This is a genomic window from Streptomyces prunicolor (genome assembly GCF_045162825.1).
Lineage (GTDB): Bacteria > Actinomycetota > Actinomycetes > Streptomycetales > Streptomycetaceae > Streptomyces > Streptomyces prunicolor.
Genome location: NZ_CP108676.1, coordinates 7138269 through 7161489, shown reverse-complemented (window position 1 = coordinate 7161489; position 23221 = coordinate 7138269). Strand labels below are relative to the sequence as shown.

14 protein-coding genes are annotated in these 23221 nt (G+C 71.4%); 4 read left to right on the top strand and 10 right to left on the bottom strand.

The window, feature by feature from the left end; all coding sequences use genetic code 11:
• Window positions 1-83: 83 nt before the first annotated feature.
• Window positions 84-2279, bottom strand: coding sequence for an ATP-dependent DNA helicase UvrD2 (locus OG588_RS33055; protein WP_405950443.1), 2196 nt, complete (start codon window positions 2277-2279; stop codon window positions 84-86).
• 184 nt (window positions 2280-2463) lie between these two features.
• Here OG588_RS33055 and OG588_RS33050 point away from each other — a divergent pair, with 184 nt between their 5' ends.
• The gene (locus OG588_RS33050; protein ID WP_033282031.1) at window positions 2464-2721 is read left to right on the top strand and encodes a mycoredoxin; all 258 of its coding nucleotides are present in this window, start codon (window positions 2464-2466) and stop codon (window positions 2719-2721) included.
• Between the two features lie 93 nt (window positions 2722-2814).
• Here the strand turns inward: OG588_RS33050 and OG588_RS33045 are convergent, their stop codons facing one another.
• The 6 genes from OG588_RS33045 to OG588_RS33020 all read right to left on the bottom strand — a co-directional run bounded on the left by OG588_RS33045 (window position 2815) and on the right by OG588_RS33020 (window position 13774).
• A complete protein-coding gene (locus OG588_RS33045; RefSeq protein ID WP_405950442.1) occupies window positions 2815-3435 on the bottom strand; it encodes a class I SAM-dependent methyltransferase in 621 nt (206 codons plus the stop codon).
• A gap of 40 nt (window positions 3436-3475) precedes the next feature.
• Window positions 3476-4420, bottom strand: coding sequence for an NAD(+) diphosphatase (gene nudC / locus OG588_RS33040; protein WP_019058345.1), 945 nt, complete (start codon window positions 4418-4420; stop codon window positions 3476-3478).
• 152 nt (window positions 4421-4572) lie between these two features.
• Complete coding sequence (locus OG588_RS33035; RefSeq protein WP_405950441.1) at window positions 4573-5985, bottom strand: dipeptidase; 1413 nt, start codon at window positions 5983-5985, stop codon at window positions 4573-4575.
• A gap of 10 nt (window positions 5986-5995) precedes the next feature.
• Window positions 5996-9586, bottom strand: a complete 3591-nt coding sequence (locus OG588_RS33030) for a UvrD-helicase domain-containing protein (protein WP_405950440.1) — start codon at window positions 9584-9586, stop codon at window positions 5996-5998.
• Window positions 9587-9686: 100 nt separating this feature from the next.
• A complete protein-coding gene (locus OG588_RS33025; RefSeq protein WP_405950439.1) occupies window positions 9687-13130 on the bottom strand; it encodes an ATP-dependent helicase in 3444 nt (1147 codons plus the stop codon).
• A gap of 257 nt (window positions 13131-13387) precedes the next feature.
• Window positions 13388-13774 (bottom strand): MGMT family protein, encoded by a 387-nt coding sequence (locus OG588_RS33020; RefSeq protein WP_405950438.1) that lies wholly within the window; start codon window positions 13772-13774, stop codon window positions 13388-13390.
• Window positions 13775-13960: 186 nt separating this feature from the next.
• Between OG588_RS33020 and OG588_RS33015 the strand changes: the two genes are divergently transcribed.
• The 3 genes from OG588_RS33015 (at window position 13961) to OG588_RS33005 (ending at window position 20088) form a co-directional block, all read left to right on the top strand.
• Window positions 13961-16723, top strand: coding sequence for a lysylphosphatidylglycerol synthase domain-containing protein (locus OG588_RS33015; RefSeq protein ID WP_405950437.1), 2763 nt, complete (start codon window positions 13961-13963; stop codon window positions 16721-16723).
• Window positions 16724-16840: 117 nt separating this feature from the next.
• A complete protein-coding gene (locus OG588_RS33010) occupies window positions 16841-18385 on the top strand; it encodes an alpha/beta hydrolase (protein ID WP_405950436.1) in 1545 nt (514 codons plus the stop codon).
• A gap of 137 nt (window positions 18386-18522) precedes the next feature.
• On the top strand, window positions 18523-20088 hold the full coding sequence (locus OG588_RS33005; protein ID WP_405950435.1) for an alpha/beta hydrolase: 1566 nt from the start codon (window positions 18523-18525) through the stop codon (window positions 20086-20088).
• A gap of 110 nt (window positions 20089-20198) precedes the next feature.
• Here OG588_RS33005 and moeZ read toward each other — a convergent pair whose 3' ends face one another.
• The 3 genes from moeZ to OG588_RS32990 form a co-directional block, all read right to left on the bottom strand.
• The gene (gene moeZ / locus OG588_RS33000; RefSeq protein WP_019058353.1) at window positions 20199-21377 is read right to left on the bottom strand and encodes an adenylyltransferase/sulfurtransferase MoeZ; all 1179 of its coding nucleotides are present in this window, start codon (window positions 21375-21377) and stop codon (window positions 20199-20201) included.
• 63 nt (window positions 21378-21440) lie between these two features.
• Complete coding sequence (locus tag OG588_RS32995) at window positions 21441-22190, bottom strand: spherulation-specific family 4 protein (protein WP_405950434.1); 750 nt, start codon at window positions 22188-22190, stop codon at window positions 21441-21443.
• A complete protein-coding gene (locus OG588_RS32990; protein ID WP_033282020.1) occupies window positions 22178-23137 on the bottom strand; it encodes an NAD(P)-dependent oxidoreductase in 960 nt (319 codons plus the stop codon). Before OG588_RS32990 ends, OG588_RS32995 begins: the two co-directional genes overlap by 13 nt.
• Window positions 23138-23221: the final 84 nt, after the last annotated feature.

Sequence of the window (23221 nt, the reverse complement as noted above, 5' to 3'; positions counted from 1 at the left end):
TCGAGAAGGCCCCCTGTTCCCGTGTCTAAGAACCTATGGGGATTGCTGGGGCATGCGCAAACTATTTTCTCGACGAGTTTGAATCAGTCCTCGCCGACACCCTCCGCAGGCTCCTGACCGCCGCAGATGGCCAGGACATCGGCCCCGTAGCGGTTGAGCTTGCGGACGCCGACCCCGGGGATCCTCGCGAGTTCGCCGTCGTCGTCGGGGACGGTCTCGGCGATCGCCATCAGCGTCTTGTCGGTGAAGACGCAGAAGGCGGGCTGCCCACTGAGCTGCGCCTGGACCTGGCGCCACTCGCGCAACCGCTCGTAGAGGCCCTCGTCCATGTCCGAGGGGCAGTCCTCGCAGCGCATCAGCTTCATCTCACCGGCCTCGGTGAGGGTGCGGCCGCAGACCCGGCAGCGGGCCACGGTGCGTTGCGTCCGGCGCGGTACGGCCTTGGGCGTGCCCGTGAAGCCGCGCTCGATGCCTCCGGGACCGACCGTGCCGGGTCTGCCCGCGCCGCCGGTCGAGCCGGGGCGCAGGCCGTCCAGGAAGCGGCTGGGGCGGCGGTTGGGGCGGCCGCCGGGTGAGCGGGAGAGGGCCCAGGAGACGTGGAGCCGCTCTCTGGCGCGGGTGACGCCGACGTAGAGGAGGCGGCGCTCCTCCTCGATCTGTTCGTCGGTCTTCGCGTACGTGATGGGCATCATGCCCTCGGCGACGCCGACCAGGAAGACGACGTCCCACTCCAGGCCCTTGGCCGAGTGCAGGGAGGCGAGGGTGACGCCCTGGACGGTCGGGGCGTGTTGGGCGTTGGCCCGCTCGTCGAGTTCGGCGACCAGGTCGGCGAGGGTGGCTCCGGGTTTGGCCGCGGCGAAGTCCTGGGCGAGGTTGACCAGGGCCGCCAGCGACTCCCAGCGCTCTCTGACGGCGCCGGAGCCGGCCGGGGGCTCGGTGGTCCAGCCCTCGCCGGAGAGGACGGCACGGACCTGGGAAGGCAGGTCGATGACGTCGTCCAGGAGGGAGTCGTTGCCGCCGAAGCGGGCGGCGCCGCGCAGGGCGATGCCGGCCTTGCGGACCTCGGGGCGGTCGAAGAACCGCTCGGCGCCGCGCAGTTGGTAGGGGACCCCGGCGTCGGCGAGGGCCTGTTCGTAGGTCTCGGACTGGGAGTTCGTGCGGACCAGGATCGCGATCTCGCTCGCCGGGACGCCCGCGTCCATGAGGTCGCGGATGCGGCGGGCGGCACCCTCGGCCTCGGCGGGCTCGTCGGTGTACTCGGCGTAGACGGGCTCGGGGCCCGCGGTGCGCTGGGAGATCAACTCCAGCCGGTGGTCGGCGGCCCGGCCTCGGGCCTGGGAGAGCAGGCCGTTGGCGAGGTGGACGACCTGGGGTGTGGAGCGGTAGTCGCGGACCAGCTTGACGACGGTGGCGCCGGGGTGGCGGGTGCGGAAGTCGAGCAGGTGGTCCGGCGTGGCTCCGGTGAAGGAGTAGATCGTCTGGCTGGCGTCGCCGACGACGCACAGGTTGTCGCGGTCGCCCAGCCACAGCTCCAGGAGGCGCTGCTGGAGCGGGCTGACGTCCTGGTACTCGTCGACCACGAAGTGCTGGTACTGCGAGCGGACCTGTTCGGCGATGTCGTGCCGGTCCTGGAGGACGGCGACGGTGAGCAGCAGGACGTCCTCGAAGTCGATGACCGCGCGGTCTCGTTTGACGTCCTCGTAGGTGGCGTAGAGCTGGGCGATCTCGGCGGGGGCGCGGGGGACGTCGCGGCCCGCCTTGGCCGCCGCGGCCGCGTAGTCGGAGGGAACGGTCTGGGTGACCTTGGACCACTCGATCTCCGCGGTGACGTCCCGCAGTTCGCCTCGGTCGAGGCGGATGCGGCAGGCGGCCGCCGCGTCGGCGACGAGCTGGATCTTGCGGTCGACGAGCCGGGGCATGCTGCCGCCGATCGCTTTCGGCCAGAAGTACTGGAGCTGGCGGAGCGCGGCCGAGTGGAACGTCCGTGCCTGCACTCCGGTGGCGCCGAGCTGGCGCAGCCGGCCGCGCATCTCGCCGGCGGCGCGGTTGGTGAAGGTGACGGCCAGCACGCTGGAGGACTGCAGGACTCCGGCGCGCACTCCGTAGGCGATGCGGTGGGTGATCGCGCGTGTCTTGCCCGTGCCGGCGCCCGCCAGCACGCACACCGGACCGCGCAGGGCGGTGGCCACCTCGCGCTGCTCGGGGTCGAGTCCTTCGAGCACCGCGTCGGCCGAGTCCGGTACCTGCGGGAAGAGGGAGGAGTGCGTTGCTGCTGTCACATGGCCATGCTGCCAGGTCGCCGGAGACAGGTGAGTCGGTTGTCCACAGGGAGGCGCCCGCAGTCGTACTAATGCGGCAGGCGTCACGTGCTGCGGGATACTCCCGGCGGGAATGGCAGCCGGGTCGCGTACGTTCTCACATCCGCGAGCACCCATCCCCTGAGCTGTTGAGGAGCGCGAGAAGATGTCGGGCACTGTGACGATGTACAGCACCACGTGGTGCGGTTACTGCCGTCGGCTGAAGAGCCAGATGGACCGCGAGGGGATCGCGTACAACGAGATCAACATCGAGCAGGACCCGGCTTCCGCGGCCTTCGTCGAGAAGGCGAATGGCGGGAATCAGACGGTGCCCACGGTTTTGGTGGTTCCTGCCCAGGGCGGCTCCGAGGTAGTCATGACGAACCCGAGCCTTGCCCAGGTGAAGCAGGCGCTCGGCGCCTGAACGACGCTCCGCGCGCGACTCCGCAGAAGGCGGCCCCTGGTCAGGGGCCGCCTTCTTTGTCGTTCGCAGCACGTTTCTCGTTTCTCGTTCGCCTCACGCGACCGGCTTGTCCCACACGGCCACGTAGCGCCACAGCAGCCGACGCCGGAACCGGGCCCCGGGCAACAGGCGCCGGACGCCTTCCCGGGCCTCTCCCCAGCACATGGCCGAGTTCTCGATCGGCATGCCGACGGGGCCGAGTTTCCCGCCGTTCCGTCGTGCCAGGAACCGGCTCACGGGCAGCCCACAGCCGCTGATCACCCAGTCCAGGAACGTGCGGTTGCACGCCAGGCCGACGATCACCAGTCGGCCGCCGGGGGCCAGCAGGCTCACCAGCCGTGACACGGCGTGCTCGAACTCCGTGTGGTGCACGACGGCGACCGCGCTGACGAAGTCGTACATGCCCTCGGCGAGTGAGGTGGCGTCGAGGTAGTCGGCCTCTACGAAGGTGACGTTTTCCGGCGGCACGTCCGCGCGGGCGAGCCGGATCATCTGCGGCGAGCGGTCCACGCCCGTCACCGATCCGGCTCTGCTCGCCAACTTGCGGGCCAGCAGGCCGTCCCCGCAGCCGACGTCGAGGGCGGTGCGGCAGCCGTCGGGCACGGCGTCCACCACCACGGGGTGGTAGTGGACGTTGTGGTTCCAGTACGGGTCGGCAACCCGCACCCCACTCATCCGCACCCCGTCATCCGCACCCCTTTGTCGCCTTGTCGCCTCAGACGAAGGTGCGCGTCGGCAGCGGCTTGCCGTACCAGAGCTCGATCAGTCGGGCCGCGATCGAGATGCCGTACGGCGGCAGCACCTCTTCGGACTCGAAGGCCGCGCGCAGTTCCTCACGGGAGAACCAGCGGGCCTCGTGGATCTCGTCGCCGTCGACGTTGATGTCGGTCGAGGTGGCGCGGGCCATGAAGCCCAGCATGAGGCTGGACGGGAAGGGCCAGGGCTGGCTGGCGACGTACTCGACGTGGCCGACGGTGATGCCTGCCTCCTCGAAGACCTCGCGGCGCACCGACTGCTCGATCGACTCACCGGGCTCCACGAAGCCGGCGAGCGTCGAGAAGCGGCCCTCGGGCCAGTGGACCTGGCGGCCGAGCAGGATGCGGTCCTCCTCGTCGGTGACGGCCATGATCACGGCGGGGTCGGTGCGCGGGTAGTGCTCCGCACCGCAGGCCGGGCAGCGGCGGATGTGGCCGGCTGCGGCGATCACCGTGCGCTCGCCGCAGCGGGAGCAGAAGCGGTGCAGGCGCTGCCAGTTCTCCAGGGCGACCGCGTGCACCATCAGGCCCACGTCCCGGGGCGACAGCAGCAGGCCCGCCTCGCGCAGGCCCGCGGGGCGCGCCGACTGGTCGATGCGGCCGGGCAGGGCGTCCTTCTGGAGGGCGAAGTAGCTGACGCCGTCGTCGTCGGTGCCCAGGAAGTAGCGGTGCGCCTCGGTGAGGGGGGCCTCGAAGGACGGGGTCATCACGAGTTCGGTCTTGCCGTCGGGTGTCTCGTCGATGAGGACCTGGCCGCCGGAGACCACGAAGCAGCGGGTGGTGGGGTGGCTCCACGCCGCGGCGAGCCAGGCCTCGTCGAGCCGGTGGTGGGCGGCTCGATCGATGCCGCTCGGGGCGGTGAGCGAGATGGGTCGGTCGGCTGTGTGGTCGGTCCAGGTGGTCACGGGTGCTTCCAACTCCCCCGGCAATGCGGATTGTTTCGGCGGGCGGTTCAGCGGGACGTTCGGCAGGAGGCGACCGGGTCCGGCGGGGACAGGGTGTGCGGGGCGGTTCTTCCAGTGTGCCCCGCGCGTAGCCGTTCCGGATCGCGGGTTCGTCAGGGTGCGCGGCGCCAGGTGTCGGCGAGGTCTCCCCACAGGTGGGCGGTGGTTTCGACGCCTTTGAGGAGGAGGTCGAGTTCGACCTTCTCGTTCGGGGCGTGCCAGCCGTCGGAGGGGACGGAGATGCCCAGGAAGAGGACGGGTGCCCCGAGGACTTCCTGGAGGTCGGCGGCCGGTCCCGAGCCGCCCTCGCGGGTGAAGAGGACCGGTTTCTCGAAGGCGCGGGCCATGGCGCGGACGACGGACTGGAGGGCCGGGTGGTCCAGGGGTGTCAGGCACGGGCGCGTGGCCGCGCTGAAGGTGATCTCCGGCCGGATTCCGTCGGGCACCTGCTGGTCGGCCCAGGCTCGGACGGCCTTCTCGATGTGGTCGGGATCCTGTCCCGCGACCAGCCTGAAGGACAGCTTCACCATCGCCGAGGACGGGATGATCGTCTTGCTGCCGGGGCCTTGATAGCCGCCGCCGATGCCGTTGACCTCGGCGGTGGGGCGGGCCCAGATGCGCTCCAGGGTGGTGTGTCCGGCCTCGCCGTGGGTGGCGTGCGACTTGGCGGTGCGCAGCCACTCCCTCTCGTCGAAGGGCAACTCGGCGAAGAGCTCGCGCTCCTGGTCGGTGAGTTCGACGATGCCGTCGTAGAAACCGGGGACCGCCACGCGTGCGTGCTCGTCGTGCAGCGCGGCGACGAGGCGGGCGGCGGCAGTCGCCGGGTTGGGCACGGCACCGCCGAAGGAGCCGGAATGGATGTCCTGGTCGGGGCCGTGCAGCCGGATCTCGCACTCGGCGAGGCCGCGCATGCCGGTGCACACCGTGGGGGTGTCCTCGGACCACATGCCGGTGTCGGAGACGATCACGGCGTCGGCGGCGAGCCGGTCGGCGTGCTGCTCGACGAGCGCCCGGAAGTGCGGGGAGCCGGACTCCTCCTCACCCTCGATCAGGAGCTTCAGGTGCACGGCCGGGGCGGTGCGGCCGGTGGCGGCGAGGTGGGCGCGGACGCCGAGTGTGTGGAAGAACACCTGGCCCTTGTCGTCGGCCGCCCCGCGCGCGTAGAGGCGGTTCTCCCGGACGACGGGCTCGAAGGGCTCGCTGTCCCAGCCGTCCTCGCGGGCGGCGGGCTGGACATCGTGATGGCCGTAGACGACGACCGTGGGTGCCTCGGGGTCGTCCGAGGGCCACTCGGCGAAGACGGCGGGGGCGCCCGGGGTCGGCCAGACCTCGGTGGTCGGGAAGCCGGTCTTCCGGAGTGTGGCGGCGAGCCAGTCCGCGCTGCGCCGGACGTCGGGCGCGTGGTCGGGCTGCGCCGACACGGACGGGATGCGCAGCCACTCGGCGAGGTCGTCGAGGAAGACCGCGCGGTGCTGCTCGATGTACGTGCGGACCGCGCTGACGGCACTGTCAACGGTGGGGCTCATGGTCACGAGCCTATCGGCCCGCACTGACATCCTCGGTGGGCGGTTCCTCACAGTTTGCTTGCGCGCCCGGCTCTTCCCGCAGCAGCCGCTCCAGGGCAGCCCGGTCCGGGAGGTTCTCCGGCCGTACGACCTCGCCGCCGCGCACGTACAGGAACGCGGCCGTGACCGCCTCCAGGGGCACGCCCTGCCGCTCGGCCCAGGCCAGCCGGTAGATCGCGAGCTGGAGCGGGTCGGCGGTACGGGTGCGGCTGGTCTTCCAGTCGAGGATCTCGTACGTCGTTTCGTCACCGTCGCCCTGTTTGTAGACGGCGTCGATACGGCCCCGTACGACGCGGCCGGCGATCGCGAGCTGGAAGGGGGTCTCGACCCGGTAGGGCGTGCGCTGGGCGTACTCGGTGCGTTCGAAGGCTTCCTTGAGGGCTTCCAGGTCGCGTTCGTCGGCGATCTCGGCTTCGCTGCCGGGCAGTTCGTCCGGTTCCAGCATGGGCAGGGTCAGCTCTTCGAAGCGTGACTCCACCCAGGCGTGGAAGCGGGTGCCCCGACGGGCGGCGGGTTGCGGCGGGCGCGGCAGCGGGCGCGCGAGTTCCTGCGCGAGCGCGTCCGGGTCGGCGGCCAGGAGCAGCAACTGGGTAGCCGTCAGGGAGGCCGGCAGGGGTACGTCGGTGACTCTCCGGCGGGCGCGCAGGAGTTCGCCGGTGAGGGCGTCGAGGTCGCGGTCCCAGGAGTCGATGGCGCGGGCTTCCTCGGGGGTGAGGGGCGTGCCGGGCGGTTCGACGGGGTGCGGGCGTGCGCCTCCTGGCGCACTGGAGTGTTCGGTGGCGTGCGGGGCCGTCGCCTGGTGCGGGACGGTCGGGCGATTCGTGGTCCAGGCGTCCCAGTCGGCGGGGTCCTCCTCCGGGAGGCTGCCTTCACGTTCGCCTTCGCCTTGGTCCTGGCCTTCGGCTTCGGAGAGCGATTCCTCGTAGGGAGGTTCCCCGAAGGGGGGCTCGTCGTAAGGCGGTTCGTCGTCGTCCGGGGGTGGGGGCCAGTCCGGGTCGTCGTGGGTGTTCGGGTCGTGGGTGGCCGCGGGGTGGCCCTCGTCGTGGGAGGCGAGGTACTCCAAGTGGTTCATGACCAGCTTGGCGGCCTTGTGGCGGTGGGCCATCGCCGCGTCGTCCAGGGGCAGCGGCCAGGCCTGGTCGGCGGTGGCCGCGTGCAGGGCGGGGTTCTCCTCACCCTCCTCGGGTACGTCCGCCCAGGCCTCGATCTCTCCGTATCCGGCCGCGCAGTGGTCGTACAGGGCCTGGAGGAAGTCGGAGGGGCCGCGGGGCTTCTTCTGGGTGGAGCCCCACCAGTGGCCGGAGCCGAGGAGCAGGGAGCGGGGGCGGGTGAAGGTGACGTAGCCGAGGCGGAGTTCCTCGGTGTGCTGGTGGTCCTTCATGTCCCCGTGGAAGGCCTTCAGGCCCTTGGCGTCCCAGGACGCGACGTCGGGCAGGGTGGCGGTGTCGCCGCGCAGCGCGTGCGGCAGGACCTTGCCCTGGGCGGTCCACTTCTCGCGGCCCTGGCTGCTGGGGAAGGTCCCGGTGACCAGACCTGGGACGGCCACGACGTCCCACTCCAGGCCCTTGGACTTGTGCGCGGTGAGGACCTTGACGGTGTTCTCGCCACCCGGGAGGGCGTTGTCGAGGCCCTTCTCGTACTGGGCGGCGGTGCGCAGGAAGCCGAGGAAGGCGAGCAGAGTGGCCTCGCCGTCACCCGCGGCGAAGGAGGCAGCTACGTCCAGGAAGTTCGACAGGGTCTCGCGGCGGCGGGCGGCCAAAGCGTGCGGGGACGCCGCGAGTTCGACCTCCAGGCCGGTGACGGCGAGGACGCGGTGCAGGACGTCCATCAGGGGGTCGGACAGGGAGCGGCGCAGGTCGCGCAGTTCGGTGGCGAGGTGGGCGAAGCGCACGCGCGCGTCCGGTGAGAAGGGCAGCCCGTCGTCGTCCCCGGTGCGGTCGGCGCCGTAGAGGGGTGTCTCCAGGAACGTGTCGAGGGCGTCGGCCAGCGATATCACTTCGGAAGGGTCGACCCCCTCGACGGCTGCGGCGAGTCGGCGGTCGGGGTCCTCGTCGTCGCCCACGCGCGTGTGGGACACGAGGAGCCGGGCGCGTCGGCCCAGGAGGGCGAGGTCGCGTGGGCCGATGCGCCAGCGCGGGCCGGTCAGCAGCCGGACCAGGGAGGCGTTGGCGCCGGGGTCCTGGAGGACTTCGCAGACGGCGACGAGGTCGGCGACCTCGGGCAAGTGCAGCAGCCCGGAGAGCCCAACTACCTCGACCGGGATGTCGCGGGCGACGAGGGCGCCCTGGATCTCGGCGAAGTCGGTGGCCGTGCGGCACAGGACGGCGATCTCGCCGGGCGCCTTCCCGGTCCGTACGAGGTGGGCGATGGAGTCGGCGAGCCAGTCGATCTCCTCGGTGTGGGTGGACAGCAGGGCGCAGCGGACCATGCCGTCGCGCTCTGCGCCGGGGGCCGGGCGGAGGGCCTCCACGCCCGCGTGCATGGCGCGCAGGGGTTCCGCGAGGTTGTTGGCGAGGTCGAGGAGGCGGCCTCCGCTGCGGCGGTTCTCGCTGAGCGACTGGCGGGCGGCGAGGCGGCCGTCGGCGTGCGCGAAGTGCTCGGGGAAGTCATCGAGGTTGGCGACGGACGCGCCGCGCCAGCCGTAGATCGCCTGGCAGGGGTCGCCGACGGCGGTCACCGGGTGGCCCGTACCGGCGCCGAACAGGCCTGCCAGGAGGATGCGTTGGGCGACCGAGGTGTCCTGGTACTCGTCGAGCAGCACCACCCGGAACTCGTCGCGCAGGATCTCGCCGACCTCGGGGCGGGTGCGGGCCAGGGTCGCGGAGAGGGCGATCTGGTCACCGAAGTCGAGCAGGTCGCGCTCGCGCTTGGCGGTGCGGTAGCGGCTCACCAGCTCGGTGAGTTCACGCCGCGCGGCGGCCGCCTCGGGGACCTTGCGCAGCTCGGCGTTGCTGAGCTTGCGGCCCTCCAACGCGCGCAGCAGCTCGGCATCGTAGGCGCGCAACTCCTCGGGGCGTACGAGGTGTTCGGACAGCTCGCCGTCAAGGGTGAGGAGGTCGCTGACGAGGTCCGGGAAGGAGCGGGTGAGCGCCGGATAGGGGCCGGGGGCCTCGCGCAGCACGCGTGCGGCGAGCTGGAAGCGGGTGGCGTCGGCGAGCAGCCGGGACGTCGGTTCGAGGCCGATGCGCAGGCCGTGGTCGGTCAGGAGGCGGCCCGCGAAGGCGTGGTAGGTCGAAATCACGGGCTCGCCCGGGGGGTTGTCCGGGTCGATGACGTCGGGGTCGGTGACGCCCGCCTTGATGAGCGCTTTGCGGACGCGCTCGGCGAGTTCACCGGCGGCCTTGTTGGTGAAGGTCAGGCCGAGGACCTGCTCGGGGGCGACCTGGCCGGTGCCGACCAGCCACACCACACGGGCCGCCATCACCGTCGTCTTGCCCGACCCGGCTCCGGCCACGATCACCTGCGGGGCGGGCGGCGCGACGATGCAGGCCGTCTGCTCCGGGGTGAAGGGGATACCGAGGAGCTCCTTGAGCTGATCGGGATCGGTGATACGGGCGGGCATGTCGGGAAGGCTAGCGGCGGCCACTGACAGTCGAGGACCAATCGCCCTCGGGGGCAGAAGAAGCGCAGGTCAGCACATGCGGTGCGATACGTCACGCGAGTTACTCGACGACGTGTCGTCCCTCGGGCCGCGCGCTGCACGAGGCCCGGAACGCGCAGTGCGTGCAGTGCTGCCCTGCCGTGGGCGTGAACCGTTCGTCGAGGACCTTGCCCGCGGCCGTGGCCAGCAGCTCACCGGCCCACTCCCCCTCCAGGGGCTCCTGGCCCTGGACCTTGGGCAGGGTCTCGCCGCCGTCCCGTTGCGCCGCGCCCTGACGCAGCTGGACGAGTTCGGCGCCGCCCGGTTCGGGGCGCACCCCGTCGAAGGCCTCGTCCACGGCGCCCTCCTGGACGGCGAGTTGATAGACGGCGAGTTGGGGGTGGCGCTCCACCTCGCGGGCGGTCGGCGTCTGCTTGCCGGTCTTGAAGTCGACTACGTAGGCACGTCCTTCGCCGTCCGCCTCGACGCGGTCCATGGAACCGCGGATGCGCACTTCGTAGTCGCCCGCTTCGAGGGTGACGTCGAAGTCGTGCTCGCTCGCGACGGGCGTACGGCCGGTGCGGACGCCGTTGGAGTCGACGTGCCACTTCAGGAAGCGTTCGAGCGCCACGCGCGCGTTGTCCTTCTCCTGCGCCGACTTCCAGGGCGCGTCGAAGGCGAGCGCGTTCCACACGGTGTCGAGGCGCTCCATGAGAGCGGCGAGGTCGGCGGGGGTGCGTCCGGAGGCGACCTCGTCGGCGAGGACGTGCACCACGTTCCCGAAGCCCTGGGCGGCGGTCGCGGGCGCGTCGGCCTTCACCTCGCGGCCCAGGAACCATTGCAGGGCGCAGGTGTTGGCGAGCTGGTCGAGGGCGCTTCCGGAGAGCACGACGGGCTGGTCGCGGTCGCGCAGCGGCACCTTGCTCTCGGTCGGGTCGTACATGCCCCACCAGCGGTACGGGTGCGCGGACGGGACCAGCGGGCGGCCCTCCTCGTCGGCGAGCGCGGCCAGCCGGGCCAGCCTCCGCGCGGCGGCCTCTCTGAGGATCTCGGACACGCGCGGGTCGACGGTCGTGGCGCGCAGCTCGGCGACCAGGGCGGCGACCGACAGCGGGCGGCGCGGGCGGCCGGTCACGTCCTTGGGCTCGATGCCGAGTTCGGTGAGGAAGCGGGAGGGCTGGTCGCCGTCGTCCGCGGGTGCCTTCACGGCGGTGACGACGAGGCGCTCACGCGCGCGTGTGGCGGCGACGTAGAACAGGCGGCGTTCCTCGGCGAGCAGGGCTCCCGGGGTGAGCGGTTCGGCGAGTCCGTCGCGGCCGATGCGGTCGGCCTCCAGGAGGGAGCCGCGCCGACGCAGGTCCGGCCACAGGCCCTCCTGGACGCCGGCCACGACGACCAGGTTCCACTCCAACCCCTTGGAGCGGTGCGCGGTCATCAGGCGTACGGCTTCGGGGCGTACCGCACGCCGCGTGAGGGTGTCGGCGGCGATGTCCTCGGCGTCGATCTCCTCCAGGAAGTTGAGGGCGCCCCGGCCCCCGGTGCGCTCCTCCGCGCGGGCAGCGGTCGCGAACAGCGCGCAGACGGCGTCCAGGTCACGGTCCGCGTTACGCCCGGCCGCACCGCCGCGCAGCGCGGCCCGCTCCAGGCGCCCCGGCCACGGTGTGCCCTGCCAGAGGTCCCAGAGCGCCTCCTCGGCCGTACCGCCGCCCGCCAGGCGCTCCCGCGCCTTGCGCAGCAGCGCGCCCAGGCGCTGGGCTCCCCGCGCGTACGTCGGGTCGTGCGCGACCAGCCGCTCCGGCTCGGCGAGCGCCCGCGTGAGCAGCTCGTCCGAGGGCGGCGGCACGGGGTTGCCACCGGCCCGCTCCTCCTCGCGCAGCGCCCGGCCCAGGCGGCGCAGGTCGGCGGCGTCCATGGCGGCGAGGGGGGAGGCGAGGAGGGTGAGGGCGGTTTCGGTGTCGAGCCAGGAGGGGGCGGCGGGCTCTTCGGGATCGGCTTCCGACGTGGCCTGTCCGTGCTCGTGCTCGGCTTCCGACGTGGCCTGTCCGCCGTCGGCTTCCGCCACGGCGTCTTCTACGTCGTCGGCCTCCCCCGCAGCTCGTACGGCTTCGGTGTCGTCCTCGGGCCGTACTGATGCTTCCGCTGCCGCCACCGCCCGCAATGCCGTCAGGAGCGGTGCCACCGCCGGTTCGTGGCGCAGGGGCAGGTCGTCGCCGTCGATGTCCAGGGGGACGCCGGCCGCCGTGAGGGCGCGGCGGATCGTGGGGATGGTCCGGGAGCCGGCACGTACCAGGACGGCCATGTCATTCCAGGGGACGCCTTCCTCCAGGTGCGCTCTACGGAGGATGTCGGCGATGTTGTCCAGCTCTGTGCCGGGCGTCGGGTACGTGTACACCTCGACGCGACCGCCGTCCCGTACCGGGGACAGCTCGCGGTGGGCGCGCACCTTCTGCGCCGGGAGCCGGGTCAGGGGCATGCGCTGGGTCAACAGCCTGGTGGCGGTCAGCAGGGCGGCGCCGGAGCGGCGGGAGGTCCGGAGCACCTCCACGGAGGCCGGGGTGCCGTCCGCGCGCGGGAAGGCGCTCGGGAACTCCAGGATGCCGTTCACATCGGCGCCCCGGAACGTGTAGATCGACTGGTCGGGGTCTCCGAAGGCGACGAGAGTGCGGCCACCGCCTGCCAGGGCGTGCAGCAGCCGTACCTGGGCCGGGTCGGTGTCCTGGTACTCGTCGACGAACACGGCGTCGTACTGCGCGGCGAGCCGCTCGGCGACCTCGGGGCGCTGGGCGAGGAGCACCGCGCGGTGGACGAGTTCCGCGTAGTCGAGCACTCCTTGGAGGTCGAGTACGTCGAGGTACTCGGCGAGGAAGGCGGCGGCGGCACGCCAGTCGGGGCGGCCGATGCGGTGGGCGAAGGCGTCCAGGGAGTCCGGGCCGAGGCCAAGTTCGCGGCTGCGGGCGAGAACCGCGCGGACCTCGTCGGCGAAGCCGCGGGTGGTGAGGCAGGCCCGCAGTTCGTCCGGCCAGCGCACATGGGCGAGACCGAGCCGCTCCAGGTCGGGCTGGCCGGCGAGCAGTTCCCGTACGGCGACGTCCTGCTCCGGGCCGGACAGCAGCCGTAGCGGCTCGACGAACAGGTCGCTGTCCTGGTGGGCGCGGACCAGGGCGTAGCAGAACGAGTGGAAGGTGGTCGCCCGGGGCGCGCGGGCGGCTCCGATGCGCAGTGCCATGCGGTCGCGGAGCTCGACGGCCGCCTTGCGGCTGAACGTCAGCACGAGGATCCGCGCGGGGTCACCTCCCCGAGCGATCCGGGCCGCGACGGACTCCACCAGGGTGGTCGTCTTGCCGGTGCCCGGACCTGCGAGGACGAGCAGCGGACCGGCTTCGTGGTCAACCACCGAGCGCTGTGGCGCGTCCAGACGAGGGGGAGTCGGCCGGGTCGGCGGGGTACGCACCAGTCGGTAAGCGCCACGGCTCCCCTGTCGCCCCTGGGGGTGCGACAGGCGCCTGGTGGAGGAAGAGGAGCTCACGTGGTTCGCCGGTCCTGGTGGGTGTGCTGGTTGCCTGACCACCGCGTGTGGAGAGCGGTGACCGCGAGGTGAGGGGGACAGGTGCAGCCGACGCTACGCCGACGGGTCGCGGGGAAGCAGGACTTCCGCGCGTTCCCTCACGGCTCGCGCGACCCTCGCGTCCCTCGCCCCTCGAACGTACGGCATGCGACGGACGTGCCGGGTTTCCCCCGTACGGGCCACAGGGCGCCCCGGGGCGCAGCCGATGGCGGAAGCTGTCAGGTGTGACCGTCCGCGCGCTCGCCGCCGTCCCATCGCGCCCGTTTCATGTCGACGCGCGGCAGGTGCCCCTCGGCGGATCTGCTCGCCTCCTTCAGTGGAGTGCCCTCCGCGCGGTAGTTGTCGAGCGCCCGCAGCTCGTGGCCCGGCAGCAACATGCCGTCCGCGCGGACGACCCGCCACCACGGAACGGCTCCTCCGTAGAGGGCCATCACACGGCCGACCTGGCGCGGCCCGCCCTCCTCCAGCCATTCGGCGACATCGCCGTACGTCATGACGCGCCCGGGCGGAATCCGTTCGGCCACGTCGAGGACGCGCTCCGCGTACTCGGGCAGCGCGTCGCCGTGCTCAGGGCCGGTGTCGTCCGGAAGGCTCTCCTCGCTCATCCGTCCCATCCTGCCGCACCCCACCGACAATGCGACGCGCTGGCGACTGTGCGTATCCCTCGCCCCGGAGCGGCGCGTGGGGCAGACTGTGCGCCCCCGCATTTGCACCCTGATGCCCCCGTGTGTCGGTGGGGCATGCCACCATCGTGCGGGCGGTGAACGGTGATACGAGATCAAGAAGAGACGATGAGACAGCAGGGTGTGCACCCCGAAGACGCGGAGGGCACCTCTGACGCTGCGTCGCGCCCGGACACCGCCGACGCCCACGAGCAGGAGCCCGTGGAGGCGCCCGCCGATCCCACCGAGACACCCGCGCCCCGCCCCGCACCCGGCCTCGGCGACTGCGACGACGACACGCACGCCGAAGAGGTCGAGGGCGACGAACCGCTGCTCCCCGCGCGCGTGCACCGCCCTTCCGATCTCATGCGCCTCCTGGTGGGCTTTCTCGCGATCGTGGTGCTGCTCGCGATCGCCGCGTTCGCGCACGGCACGACCTCGGGGCTCGAACAGGACATCAACAAGGGCACCGGACAGGCGCCCGACCTGCTGATCAAGATCGCGGGGCTGGCGTCCAGCATCGCCATCCTGCTGGTGCCGGTCGCCTTCGCGATCGAACGGCTGATCAAGCGGGACGGGCTGCGTATCGCCGACGGCGTGCTCGCTGCCGTTCTCGCACATGGAGTGACACTCGCCACGGACCTGTGGGTCGCCAAGGCCGCCCCGGGCTCCATCCAGGAGGCACTCACCCAGCCCTCCCCCGGTGACATCCACGCCCTCACCGACCCGGTGCACGGCTATCTGGCGCCCGTCATCGCCTACATGACGGCCGTAGGCATGTCCCGGAGGCCGCGCTGGCGCTCCGTGCTGTGGATCGTGCTGCTGCTCGATGCCTTCTCGATGCTGGTCACCGGGTACACGACGCCGTTCTCGATCATCCTGACGGTGCTGATCGGCTGGACCGTCGCCTACGGGACGCTGTACGCGGTGGGCTCGCCGAACGTCCGTCCTACCGGACGGACGCTGATGGCGGGCCTGCGGACGGTCGGCTTCCACCCCGTGGGCGCGGCCCGCGAGGAGGCCGTGGACACGGAGAACGGCGATCGCGGCCGACGGTACTTCGTGACCCTGGAGGACGGTCCACCGCTGGATGTCACCGTGGTCGACCGGGAGCAACAGGCCCAGGGCTTCTTCTACCGGGCGTGGCGGAATCTGACGCTGCGCGGCTTCGCGACCCGCAGCAGCCTCCAGTCACTGCGCCAGGCGCTGGAGCAGGAGGCCCTGCTGGCGTACGCGGCGATCGCGGCCGGAGCCAACGCCCCCAAGCTGATCGCGACCTCGGAACTCGGCCCCGACGCCGTGATGCTCGTCTACGAGCACACCGGCGGACGCACCCTCGACTCGCTCGCGGACGAGGAGATCACCGACGATCTGCTGCGCCTCACCTGGCACCAGGTGCAGGCACTGCAGTCGCGGCGCATCGCCCACCGCAGGCTCGCCGGTGACGCCATTCTGGTGGATCGTTCCGGCAACGTGATCCTGACCGATCTGCGCGGCGGCGAGATCGCGGCCGGTGAGCTGCTGCTGCGCATGGACGTCGCCCAGTTGGTGACGACGATCGGTCTGCGGGTGGGCGCCGAGCGCGCGGTGGCCTCGGCGGTCGGTGTCCTCGGGCCCGACGCCGTGGCCGACTGTCTGCCGATGCTCCAGCCGATCGCGTTGTCGCGCTCCACGCGCGCGACGCTGCGACGCCTGTCCAGGGAGCGCGCCCAGCGGGAGCGCGACGCGATCCTGGAGGCATCCCAGCAGACCAGGTTGGCCCGCGCGGAGGCGGCTTCGGAGGGCTCCACGCCCGTACTGGAGAAGCCCGACAAGAAGGCCGTACGGGCGGAGCAGCGGGCCGAGAAGCGGGCCATCGACGAGGCGTTGGACGAGGCGCGCGAGGAGGATCTGCTCACCCAGATCCGTCATCAGGTGCTGCTGATCAGACCGCAGGCGCACGTCGAACCGGCCCGTCTGGAGCGGGTGCGGCCGCGGACGCTGATCAGTTTCATCGCGGGCGCGATCGGTGCCTACTTCCTGCTGACGCAGCTCACGCACATCGAGTTCGGTCCGCTCGTCGCCAACGCCCAGTGGGGTTGGGTGGCCGCGGCCGTGCTGTTCTCGGCGCTGAGCTACTTCGCGGCGGCGATGGCCCTCCTGGGGTTCGTGCCGGAGCGGGTGCCGTTCCTGCGGGCCGTGGCGGCGCAGGTCGCCGGGTCGTTCGTGAAGATCGTCGCCCCGGCCGCGGTCGGCGGTGTCGCCCTGAACACGCGCTTCCTGCAGCGTGCCGGGGTGCGGCCCGGGCTCGCGGTGGCGAGTGTCGGCGCGTCTCAGCTGTTCGGTCTTGGCTGCCACATCCTGATGCTGCTGTCGTTCGGCTATCTGACCGGTACCGAGAAGACACCGTCGCTGTCGCCGTCCAGGACGGTCATCGCCGGTCTGCTGACGGTGGCGGTGCTCGTGCTCGTGGTCACCTCGGTGCCGTTCCTGCGGAAGTTCCTCGTGACGCGCGTGCGGTCGCTTTTCGCGGGTGTCATCCCGCGCATGCTGGACGTGCTGCAGCGGCCGCAGAAGCTGGTCACCGGCATCGGCGGCATGCTGCTGCTGACGGCCTGCTTCGTGATGTGCCTGGACGCGTCGATCCGGGCGTTCGGCGACCAGTCGACGTCGCTCAGCCTGGCCAGCGTCGCCGTCGTCTTCCTCGCGGGCAACGCGCTCGGTTCCGCGGCCCCGACCCCGGGCGGTGTGGGCGCGGTCGAGGCGAGCCTGACCCTCGGTCTGATCGCCGTGGGCCTCCCCAAGGAGGTCGCCGCTCCGGCGGTGCTGCTGTACCGGCTGCTGACACTGTGGATCCCGGTGCTGCCGGGCTGGCTGTTCTTCAACCACCTGTCCCGCAAGGGCTCCCTGTAGAGCACGTACGCGTACGCATTGAGCACGCGCGCGTCCACACACAGGGCACGCACGCGTGCGTACCTCGTACGGCCCGCACCCCGAGCGTCCCACCGGGTACGACCTCAGGATGGGGTCATGCCGACCCCCTCCCGGCTGCGTGCCGCTGCCCTGACCGCCACCGTCGTCCTGCTGTCCGCCACGCTGGCGGGCTGCGGCGGCGACTCCGAGGACAAGGATCCGACGGCCCAGAAGCTGAGCTGGAAGGACTGCCCGGCCCCGTCCGAGGCCGAGGGTGGCGGCGCCGCGCCGTCGCCGCTGCCGAACGGCACCAAGTGGCAGTGCGCCACCATGAAGGCGCCGCTCGACTGGAGCAAGCCCAAGGGCGACACGATCGGGCTCGCCCTGGTGCGGGCGAAGGCCAGCGGCGCCGCGAGCAAGCGGATCGGTTCGCTCGTCTTCAACTTCGGCGGCCCCGGCGGCTCGGGCGTCACCACGCTGCCCGCGTTCGGCGAGGACTACGCGACCTTGCGTACCCGCTACGACCTGGTGAGCTTCGACCCGCGCGGAGTGGGCCGCAGCGCCGGCGTCGAGTGCGAGAGCGACTCCCAGCTCGACCAGTACTTCCAGCAGGACGCGACCCCCGACACCACGGCCGAGCGCGCCAAGCTCCTGGCCAACACCAAGCAGTTCAACGCGGCCTGCGAGAAGAACTCCAAGAAGATGCTCCCCCAGGTGCGCACCACCGACGCGGCCCGCGACATGGACCTGATGCGCCAGGTCCTCGGCGACGACAAGTTGCACTACTTCGGCATCTCCTACGGCACCGAACTCGGCGGCGTCTACGCCCACTTGTTCCCGAAACACGTGGGCCGAGCCGTGTTCGACGCGGTCGTCGACCCCACGCAGAACTCCGAACAGGGCTCCCTGGGACAGGCGAAGGGCTTCCAGCTCGCGCTCGACAACTTCGCCGACGACTGCACGTCGAAGACCACGGACTGTCCGCTCGGCGACACCGCGCAGGACGTCAAGGACCGCATCGCCAAGCTGCTCAAGAGCCTCGACAGCAAGCCGATCCCGGGCATCTTCCCCCGCCAGCTGACCCAGACCGCCGCGACCAACGGCATCGCGCAGGCGCTGTATTCGAAGGACTTCTGGGAGTACCTCACCGAGGGGCTCGAACAGGCCTACAGCGGTGACGGCAAGGTCCTCATGGCGTTGTCCGACTCGATGAACGGGCGCAGCGAGAACGGCGAGTACAGCAACATCACCGCGGCGAACATCGCCATCAACTGCGCCGACGACAAGCCGAGATACAGCGCCGACTACGTGGAACAGAAGCTGCCCGAGTTCCGGGCCGCCTCCCCCCTCTTCGGCGACTTCCTCGCCTGGGGCATGGTCAGCTGCACCGACTGGGCCGTGCCGGGCGCCGCCGACCATCCCGACGTGAGCGCGGCCGGTTCGGCGCCGATCCTCGTCGTGGGCAACACCGGTGACCCGGCCACGCCGTACGAGGGCGCGCAGAAGATGGTCGACGCGCTCGGCAAGGGCGTCGCGGTCGAGCTGACGTACAAGGGCCAGGGGCATGGCGCGTACGACAGCAAGAACAAGTGCGTACAGAGTGCCGTGAACGGCTATCTGCTGAACGGGAAAGTCCCGGCGGCCGGCACCGTCTGCTCCTGAACCCGCCCCCGGAATACGGGCAAAAGCGCAGGTCAACAGGTTATCCACAGGCCGTCACGGGCTCGGCTCGTGCCGCCTACTATGGCCTGACCGCCATCCGCGGCGTGACGCGGACGGCCTGCGAGGGGGGAATGCACATGGCGCGATTCGCACGGTGGACGGCCCTGATGGCCGCCGCCGCACTGCTGACGGCCGGCTGTAGCAGCGGCTCGTCCGACGACGGCAAGGACGGCGCGGGCGCGGGGGACGCCAAGCCGTCCACGGCCGACTCGTCCTCTTCTTCAACGTCCGCCACGACCGCGCTGCCCGCGTCGCTGACCGCGCAGAAGCTCGACTGGGGCGGCTGCAAGGCCACCGCCGACTCGGCCGCGCCGAGCAGCGACTGGCAGTGCGCGACGCTCAAGGTGCCGCTGGACTGGGCGAAGCCGGGCGGCTCGACGATCGGGCTCGCGCTGATCCGCTCCAAGTCGACGGGCGGCGACCGCATCGGCTCGCTGCTGTTCAACTTCGGCGGTCCCGGCGGCTCGGGCGTGGACTACATGCCGGCGTACGCCACCACGGTCTCCGCGTTGCACGAGCGCTACGACCTGGTGAGCTGGGACCCGCGCGGGGTCGCCGCCAGCGAGGGCGTCCGCTGCCGCGGCGACAAGGCGATCCAGGCCGCCGAGGACATCGACGCCACGCCGGACACACCGGCCGAGGAGAAGGCCTACTTCCAGGACGCCACCGCCTTCGGCAAGGGCTGCGAGAAGGCCGCCGGAAAGCTGATGGCGCATGTGTCGACGACCGACACGGCCCGCGACATGGACCTGATGCGCCAGGTCCTGGGCGACACGAAGATGCACTACTTCGGCATCTCGTACGGCACCGAACTCGGCGGCGTCTACGCCCACTTGTTCCCGAAGAAGGTGGGGCGCCTGATCCTGGACGGGGTCGTCGACCCGAGCGCCGACACGGTGGGCCACGCGCTGAACCAGACCCGGGGCTTCCAGCGCGCGCTGGACGACTACCTCAAGTCGAGGGACCAGGACCCGGCTCAGGGTTCGAAGAAGATCGCGGCCCTGCTGAAGCGGATCGACGCCAAGCCGCTGGCGACCTCGACCGGGCGGAAGCTGACCCAGACGCTCGCGCTGACCGGCATCGTCCTCCCGCTGTACAGCAAGCAGAGCTGGCCCACCCTGACCAGCGCCCTGAACTCCGCGGAGGAGGGCGACGGTTCGGAGCTGCTGGCGCTCGCCGACGGCTACAACGACCGTGACAGCGCGGGGCACTACGGCACGACGACCCAGTCCCAACGGGTCATATCGTGCTTGGACGACAAGCAGCGGCCGACGCCCGCGCAGACGCAGAAGCGGCTGCCCGAGTTCGAGAAGATCTCTCCCGTGTTCGGCGACTTCCTGGGCTGGGACACGGCCGGGTGGTGTCACGACTGGCCGGTGGCCGGGCAGTACGACACCCCGGAGGTCAGCGCACCGGGTGCGGCGCCGATCCTGGTGGTCGGCAACACCGGGGACCCGGCGACGCCGTACGAGGGTGCCCGCAAGATGGCCGACGAGCTGGGCAAGGGCGTCGGCGTGGAGCTGACCTGGAAGGGCGAGGGGCACGGGGCGTACGGGAGCGGGAGCGACTGTGTGGACTCGACGGTGAACGCGTATCTGCTGAAGGGAGCCGCGCCCAAGGACGGGAAGGTCTGCGCCTCGTAGCGCGCACGTCCGCCCGGACCGTTGCCCGAGCCGCTGCCGTTTCCGCTGCCCGGGCAGCGGAAAGGGGCCCGGCACCTGTGGTGTCGAGCCCCTCCCCGGAAAGCGTGTGCCTAGTAGACCGGCTTGTCGGGCTCGATCTGGTTGACCCAGCCGATCACGCCGCCGCCGACGTGGACCGCGTCCGCGAAGCCGGCCGACTTGAGGACGGCGAGGACTTCCGCACTGCGGACACCCGTCTTGCAGTGCAGGACGATCTTCTTGTCCTGCGGGAGCGTCTCCAGGGCGGTGCCCATGAGGAACTCGTTCTTCGGGATCAGCTTGGCGCCGGGGATCGAGACGATCTCGTACTCGTTGACCTCGCGGACATCGATGATCTCGATGTTCTCGCCGTCGTCGATCCACTCCTTGAGCTGCTTGGGAGTGATCGTCGAGCCGGCGGCCGCCTGCTGGGCCTCCTCGGAGACGACGCCGCAGAAGGCCTCGTAGTCGATGAGCTCGGTGACGGTCGGGTTCTCGCCGCAGACCGCGCAGTTGGGGTCCTTGCGGACCTTGACCTGGCGGTACTGCATCTCCAGGGCGTCGTAGATCATCAGGCGGCCGACGAGCGGGTCGCCGATGCCGGTGAGGACCTTGATCGCCTCGGTGACCTGGATGGAGCCGATGGACGCGCACAGCACGCCCAGGACGCCGCCCTCGGCGCAGGAGGGGACCATGCCGGGGGGCGGGGGCTCCGGGTAGAGGCAGCGGTAGCAGGGGCCGTGCTCGGACCAGAAGACGGAGGCCTGGCCGTCGAAGCGGTAGATCGAGCCCCACACGTACGGCTTGTTCAGCAGCACGGCGGCGTCGTTGACCAGGTAGCGGGTCGCGAAGTTGTCCGTGCCGTCGACGATCAGGTCGTACTCGCGGAAGATGTCCAGCACGTTCTCGGCCTCGAGCCGCTCTTCGTGCAGGATCACGTTCACGTACGGGTTGATGCCCAGCACGGAGTCGCGGGCCGACTCCGCCTTGGAGCGGCCGATGTCGGCCTGGCTGTGGATGATCTGGCGCTGCAGGTTCGACTCGTCGACCTCGTCGAACTCCACGATGCCGAGCGTGCCCACGCCCGCCGCGGCCAGGTACATCAGCGCCGGCGAGCCCAGACCGCCGGCGCCCACACAGAGCACCTTGGCGTTCTTCAGCCGCTTCTGCCCGTCCATGCCCACGTCGGGGATGATCAGGTGGCGGGAGTACCTGCGGACCTCGTCTACGGTGAGCTCGGCAGCCGGCTCGACCAGGGGTGGCAGCGACACGGGGACTCCGTTGGTCGGTCAATCACTACAGTTGTTCTCCCCGTAACACTGCCATGCCCTTCTTCATTCCGAGACACCCGTTCCGATCCGCGAGACGATCTCGTCCCAGTAGCCGGGCATGGTCTCCCAGGGGTCGGTGCGGCCGCCGTGATCGGTGCGGTCGGTGAAGTAGATGGTCGAGGCGCCCTGCCAGCGGGCGATGCGCAGCGCCTCGTCGAGATGGCCGCGCGGGACGCCGTGCACGAAGTGGCAGAAGCGCTCGGGCGGGTGGTCGGCGGTCCACTCGGCCACCTGCGACCAGCGGTAGTCGCTCCACGGCCCGGAGAAGGTCACCAACTGGTCGGCGCACTCGGCGTATCCGGGGTGCGGGTGGGTGCCGTGCCCCAGGACGATGTGCGCGCCGTCACGGATCTCGCGGAGCGCGGTGACCGTGCGGCGGGCCTCGGGAAGCGCGGCCCGGTCGGTGGGACAGCGGTCCAGGAGGAAGCCGTCGACCTGGTACCAGTCGCGGTACCGATGTGCCTCGGAGATCAGATCGCCGAAGGTGCGGGCACCGTGGGCGGCGTCCAGGTGGCCGAGGACCCGGACGCCGGTGTTGCGGAGCCGCCCGGCCGCCTCCAGGCAGTGCGGGTCGGGACGGGTCCCCGGGCCGGAGGAGACGTTGAGGACGACCCAGTGCAACGGCGTTCCGGGGCGGGTGAGTTCACCCCATTCGGTCGGCGCGACCAGAGGATGCGCGTAGCCGGGGATGCCGAAGCCGGTGCGGACGCCGGTGGTCGCGGTGCCCGGGGTCGCGCTGGTCAGATGCGGCATGCCGCCTCCATCCAGATGTCGGCGAGGGACTCCTCCAGGTTGATCCGGGGCCGCCAGCCGAGCCGGTCGCGCGCGGTGCGCACATCGGCCTGCTGCCAGCTCCCGCAGCCGTCCGGGTACGGGTACGCGACCGGGGCCGCGTGGTCGGGATCGGTGCGGGGGTGCCCGATGGCCGCCCGCAACGGGCCGGGCGGGCCGTCGAGTTCGTGCAGCGCGCCGCCGTATCCGGCGACGCGGGCGAGGACGGCGGCGGCGTCGCGCAGCCGGACCGCGCGGCCCGAGCCGATGTTGATGACGCCCTGCGCGGCGGAGAGCGAGGCCGCGTGGACGGCGCGGGCCACGTCCCGTACGTCGACGAAGTCGCGTTGCGCGCCCAGGCCGCCGAGTTTGAGTTCGCCGTCGCCGGACTGCATGGCCCGGCGCATGGCCTCGGCGAGCCGGCCGAGCGGGGAACCGGCGGGGGTGCCGGGTCCCGCGGGCGAGAAGACGCGCAGCACCACGGCGTCGAGACCGGAGCCCAGGACCAGTTCGGTGGCGGCGAGTTTGCTGACGCCGTACGGACCGCCGGGGCGGGGTACGGCATCCTCGGCCGTGGAGGACCCGGGCTGGCTGGGGCCGTACTCCGCGCCGCACCCGATCTGCACCAGCCGGGCTCCGCAGCCGCTGCGGCGCAAGGCCTCGCAGACGGTGGCGACGGCGACGGTGTTGTGCCGGGTGAGTTCGCGGGCGCCGCCTCTGGTGGCACCGGCGCAGTTGATGACGACTCCGGGGTGGACGGCGTCCAAGAAGCGGGTGAGCGCTCCGGGGCTGCCGGTCGCGAGGTCGAAGCGGACGTCGGCGTCGTCGCCGCGGCCGAGCGCGGTGAGCTGGACGGCCGGGTCGGCGAGCAGGCGGTCGGCGACGAAGCGGCCGAGGTAGCCGTTGGCTCCGATCAGCAGGACCCTCATCGGACGGCTCCCGGGGCCGACTCTCCGGATCGGGAGGTGATCATCTGGTGTTCTCCTTCACAGGGTGATGCGGTTGCCTCCGGC

What these genes read in the sequence shown, in the direction of transcription:
- OG588_RS32995 (WP_405950434.1), bottom strand. Translation starts at nt 22,190, where the DNA reads ATGCCGCATCTGACCAGCGCGACCCCGGGCACCGCGACCACCGGCGTC.
- OG588_RS32990 (WP_033282020.1), bottom strand. Translation starts at nt 23,137, where the DNA reads ATGAGGGTCCTGCTGATCGGAGCCAACGGCTACCTCGGCCGCTTCGTC.
- OG588_RS33045 (WP_405950442.1), bottom strand. Translation starts at nt 3,435, where the DNA reads ATGAGTGGGGTGCGGGTTGCCGACCCGTACTGGAACCACAACGTCCAC.
- OG588_RS33035 (WP_405950441.1), bottom strand. Translation starts at nt 5,985, where the DNA reads ATGAGCCCCACCGTTGACAGTGCCGTCAGCGCGGTCCGCACGTACATC.
- OG588_RS33030 (WP_405950440.1), bottom strand. Translation starts at nt 9,586, where the DNA reads ATGCCCGCCCGTATCACCGATCCCGATCAGCTCAAGGAGCTCCTCGGT.
- OG588_RS33015 (WP_405950437.1), top strand. Translation starts at nt 13,961, where the DNA reads ATGAGACAGCAGGGTGTGCACCCCGAAGACGCGGAGGGCACCTCTGAC.
- OG588_RS33010 (WP_405950436.1), top strand. Translation starts at nt 16,841, where the DNA reads ATGCCGACCCCCTCCCGGCTGCGTGCCGCTGCCCTGACCGCCACCGTC.
- OG588_RS33020 (WP_405950438.1), bottom strand. Translation starts at nt 13,774, where the DNA reads ATGAGCGAGGAGAGCCTTCCGGACGACACCGGCCCTGAGCACGGCGAC.
- OG588_RS33005 (WP_405950435.1), top strand. Translation starts at nt 18,523, where the DNA reads ATGGCGCGATTCGCACGGTGGACGGCCCTGATGGCCGCCGCCGCACTG.
- OG588_RS33050 (WP_033282031.1), top strand. Translation starts at nt 2,464, where the DNA reads ATGTCGGGCACTGTGACGATGTACAGCACCACGTGGTGCGGTTACTGC.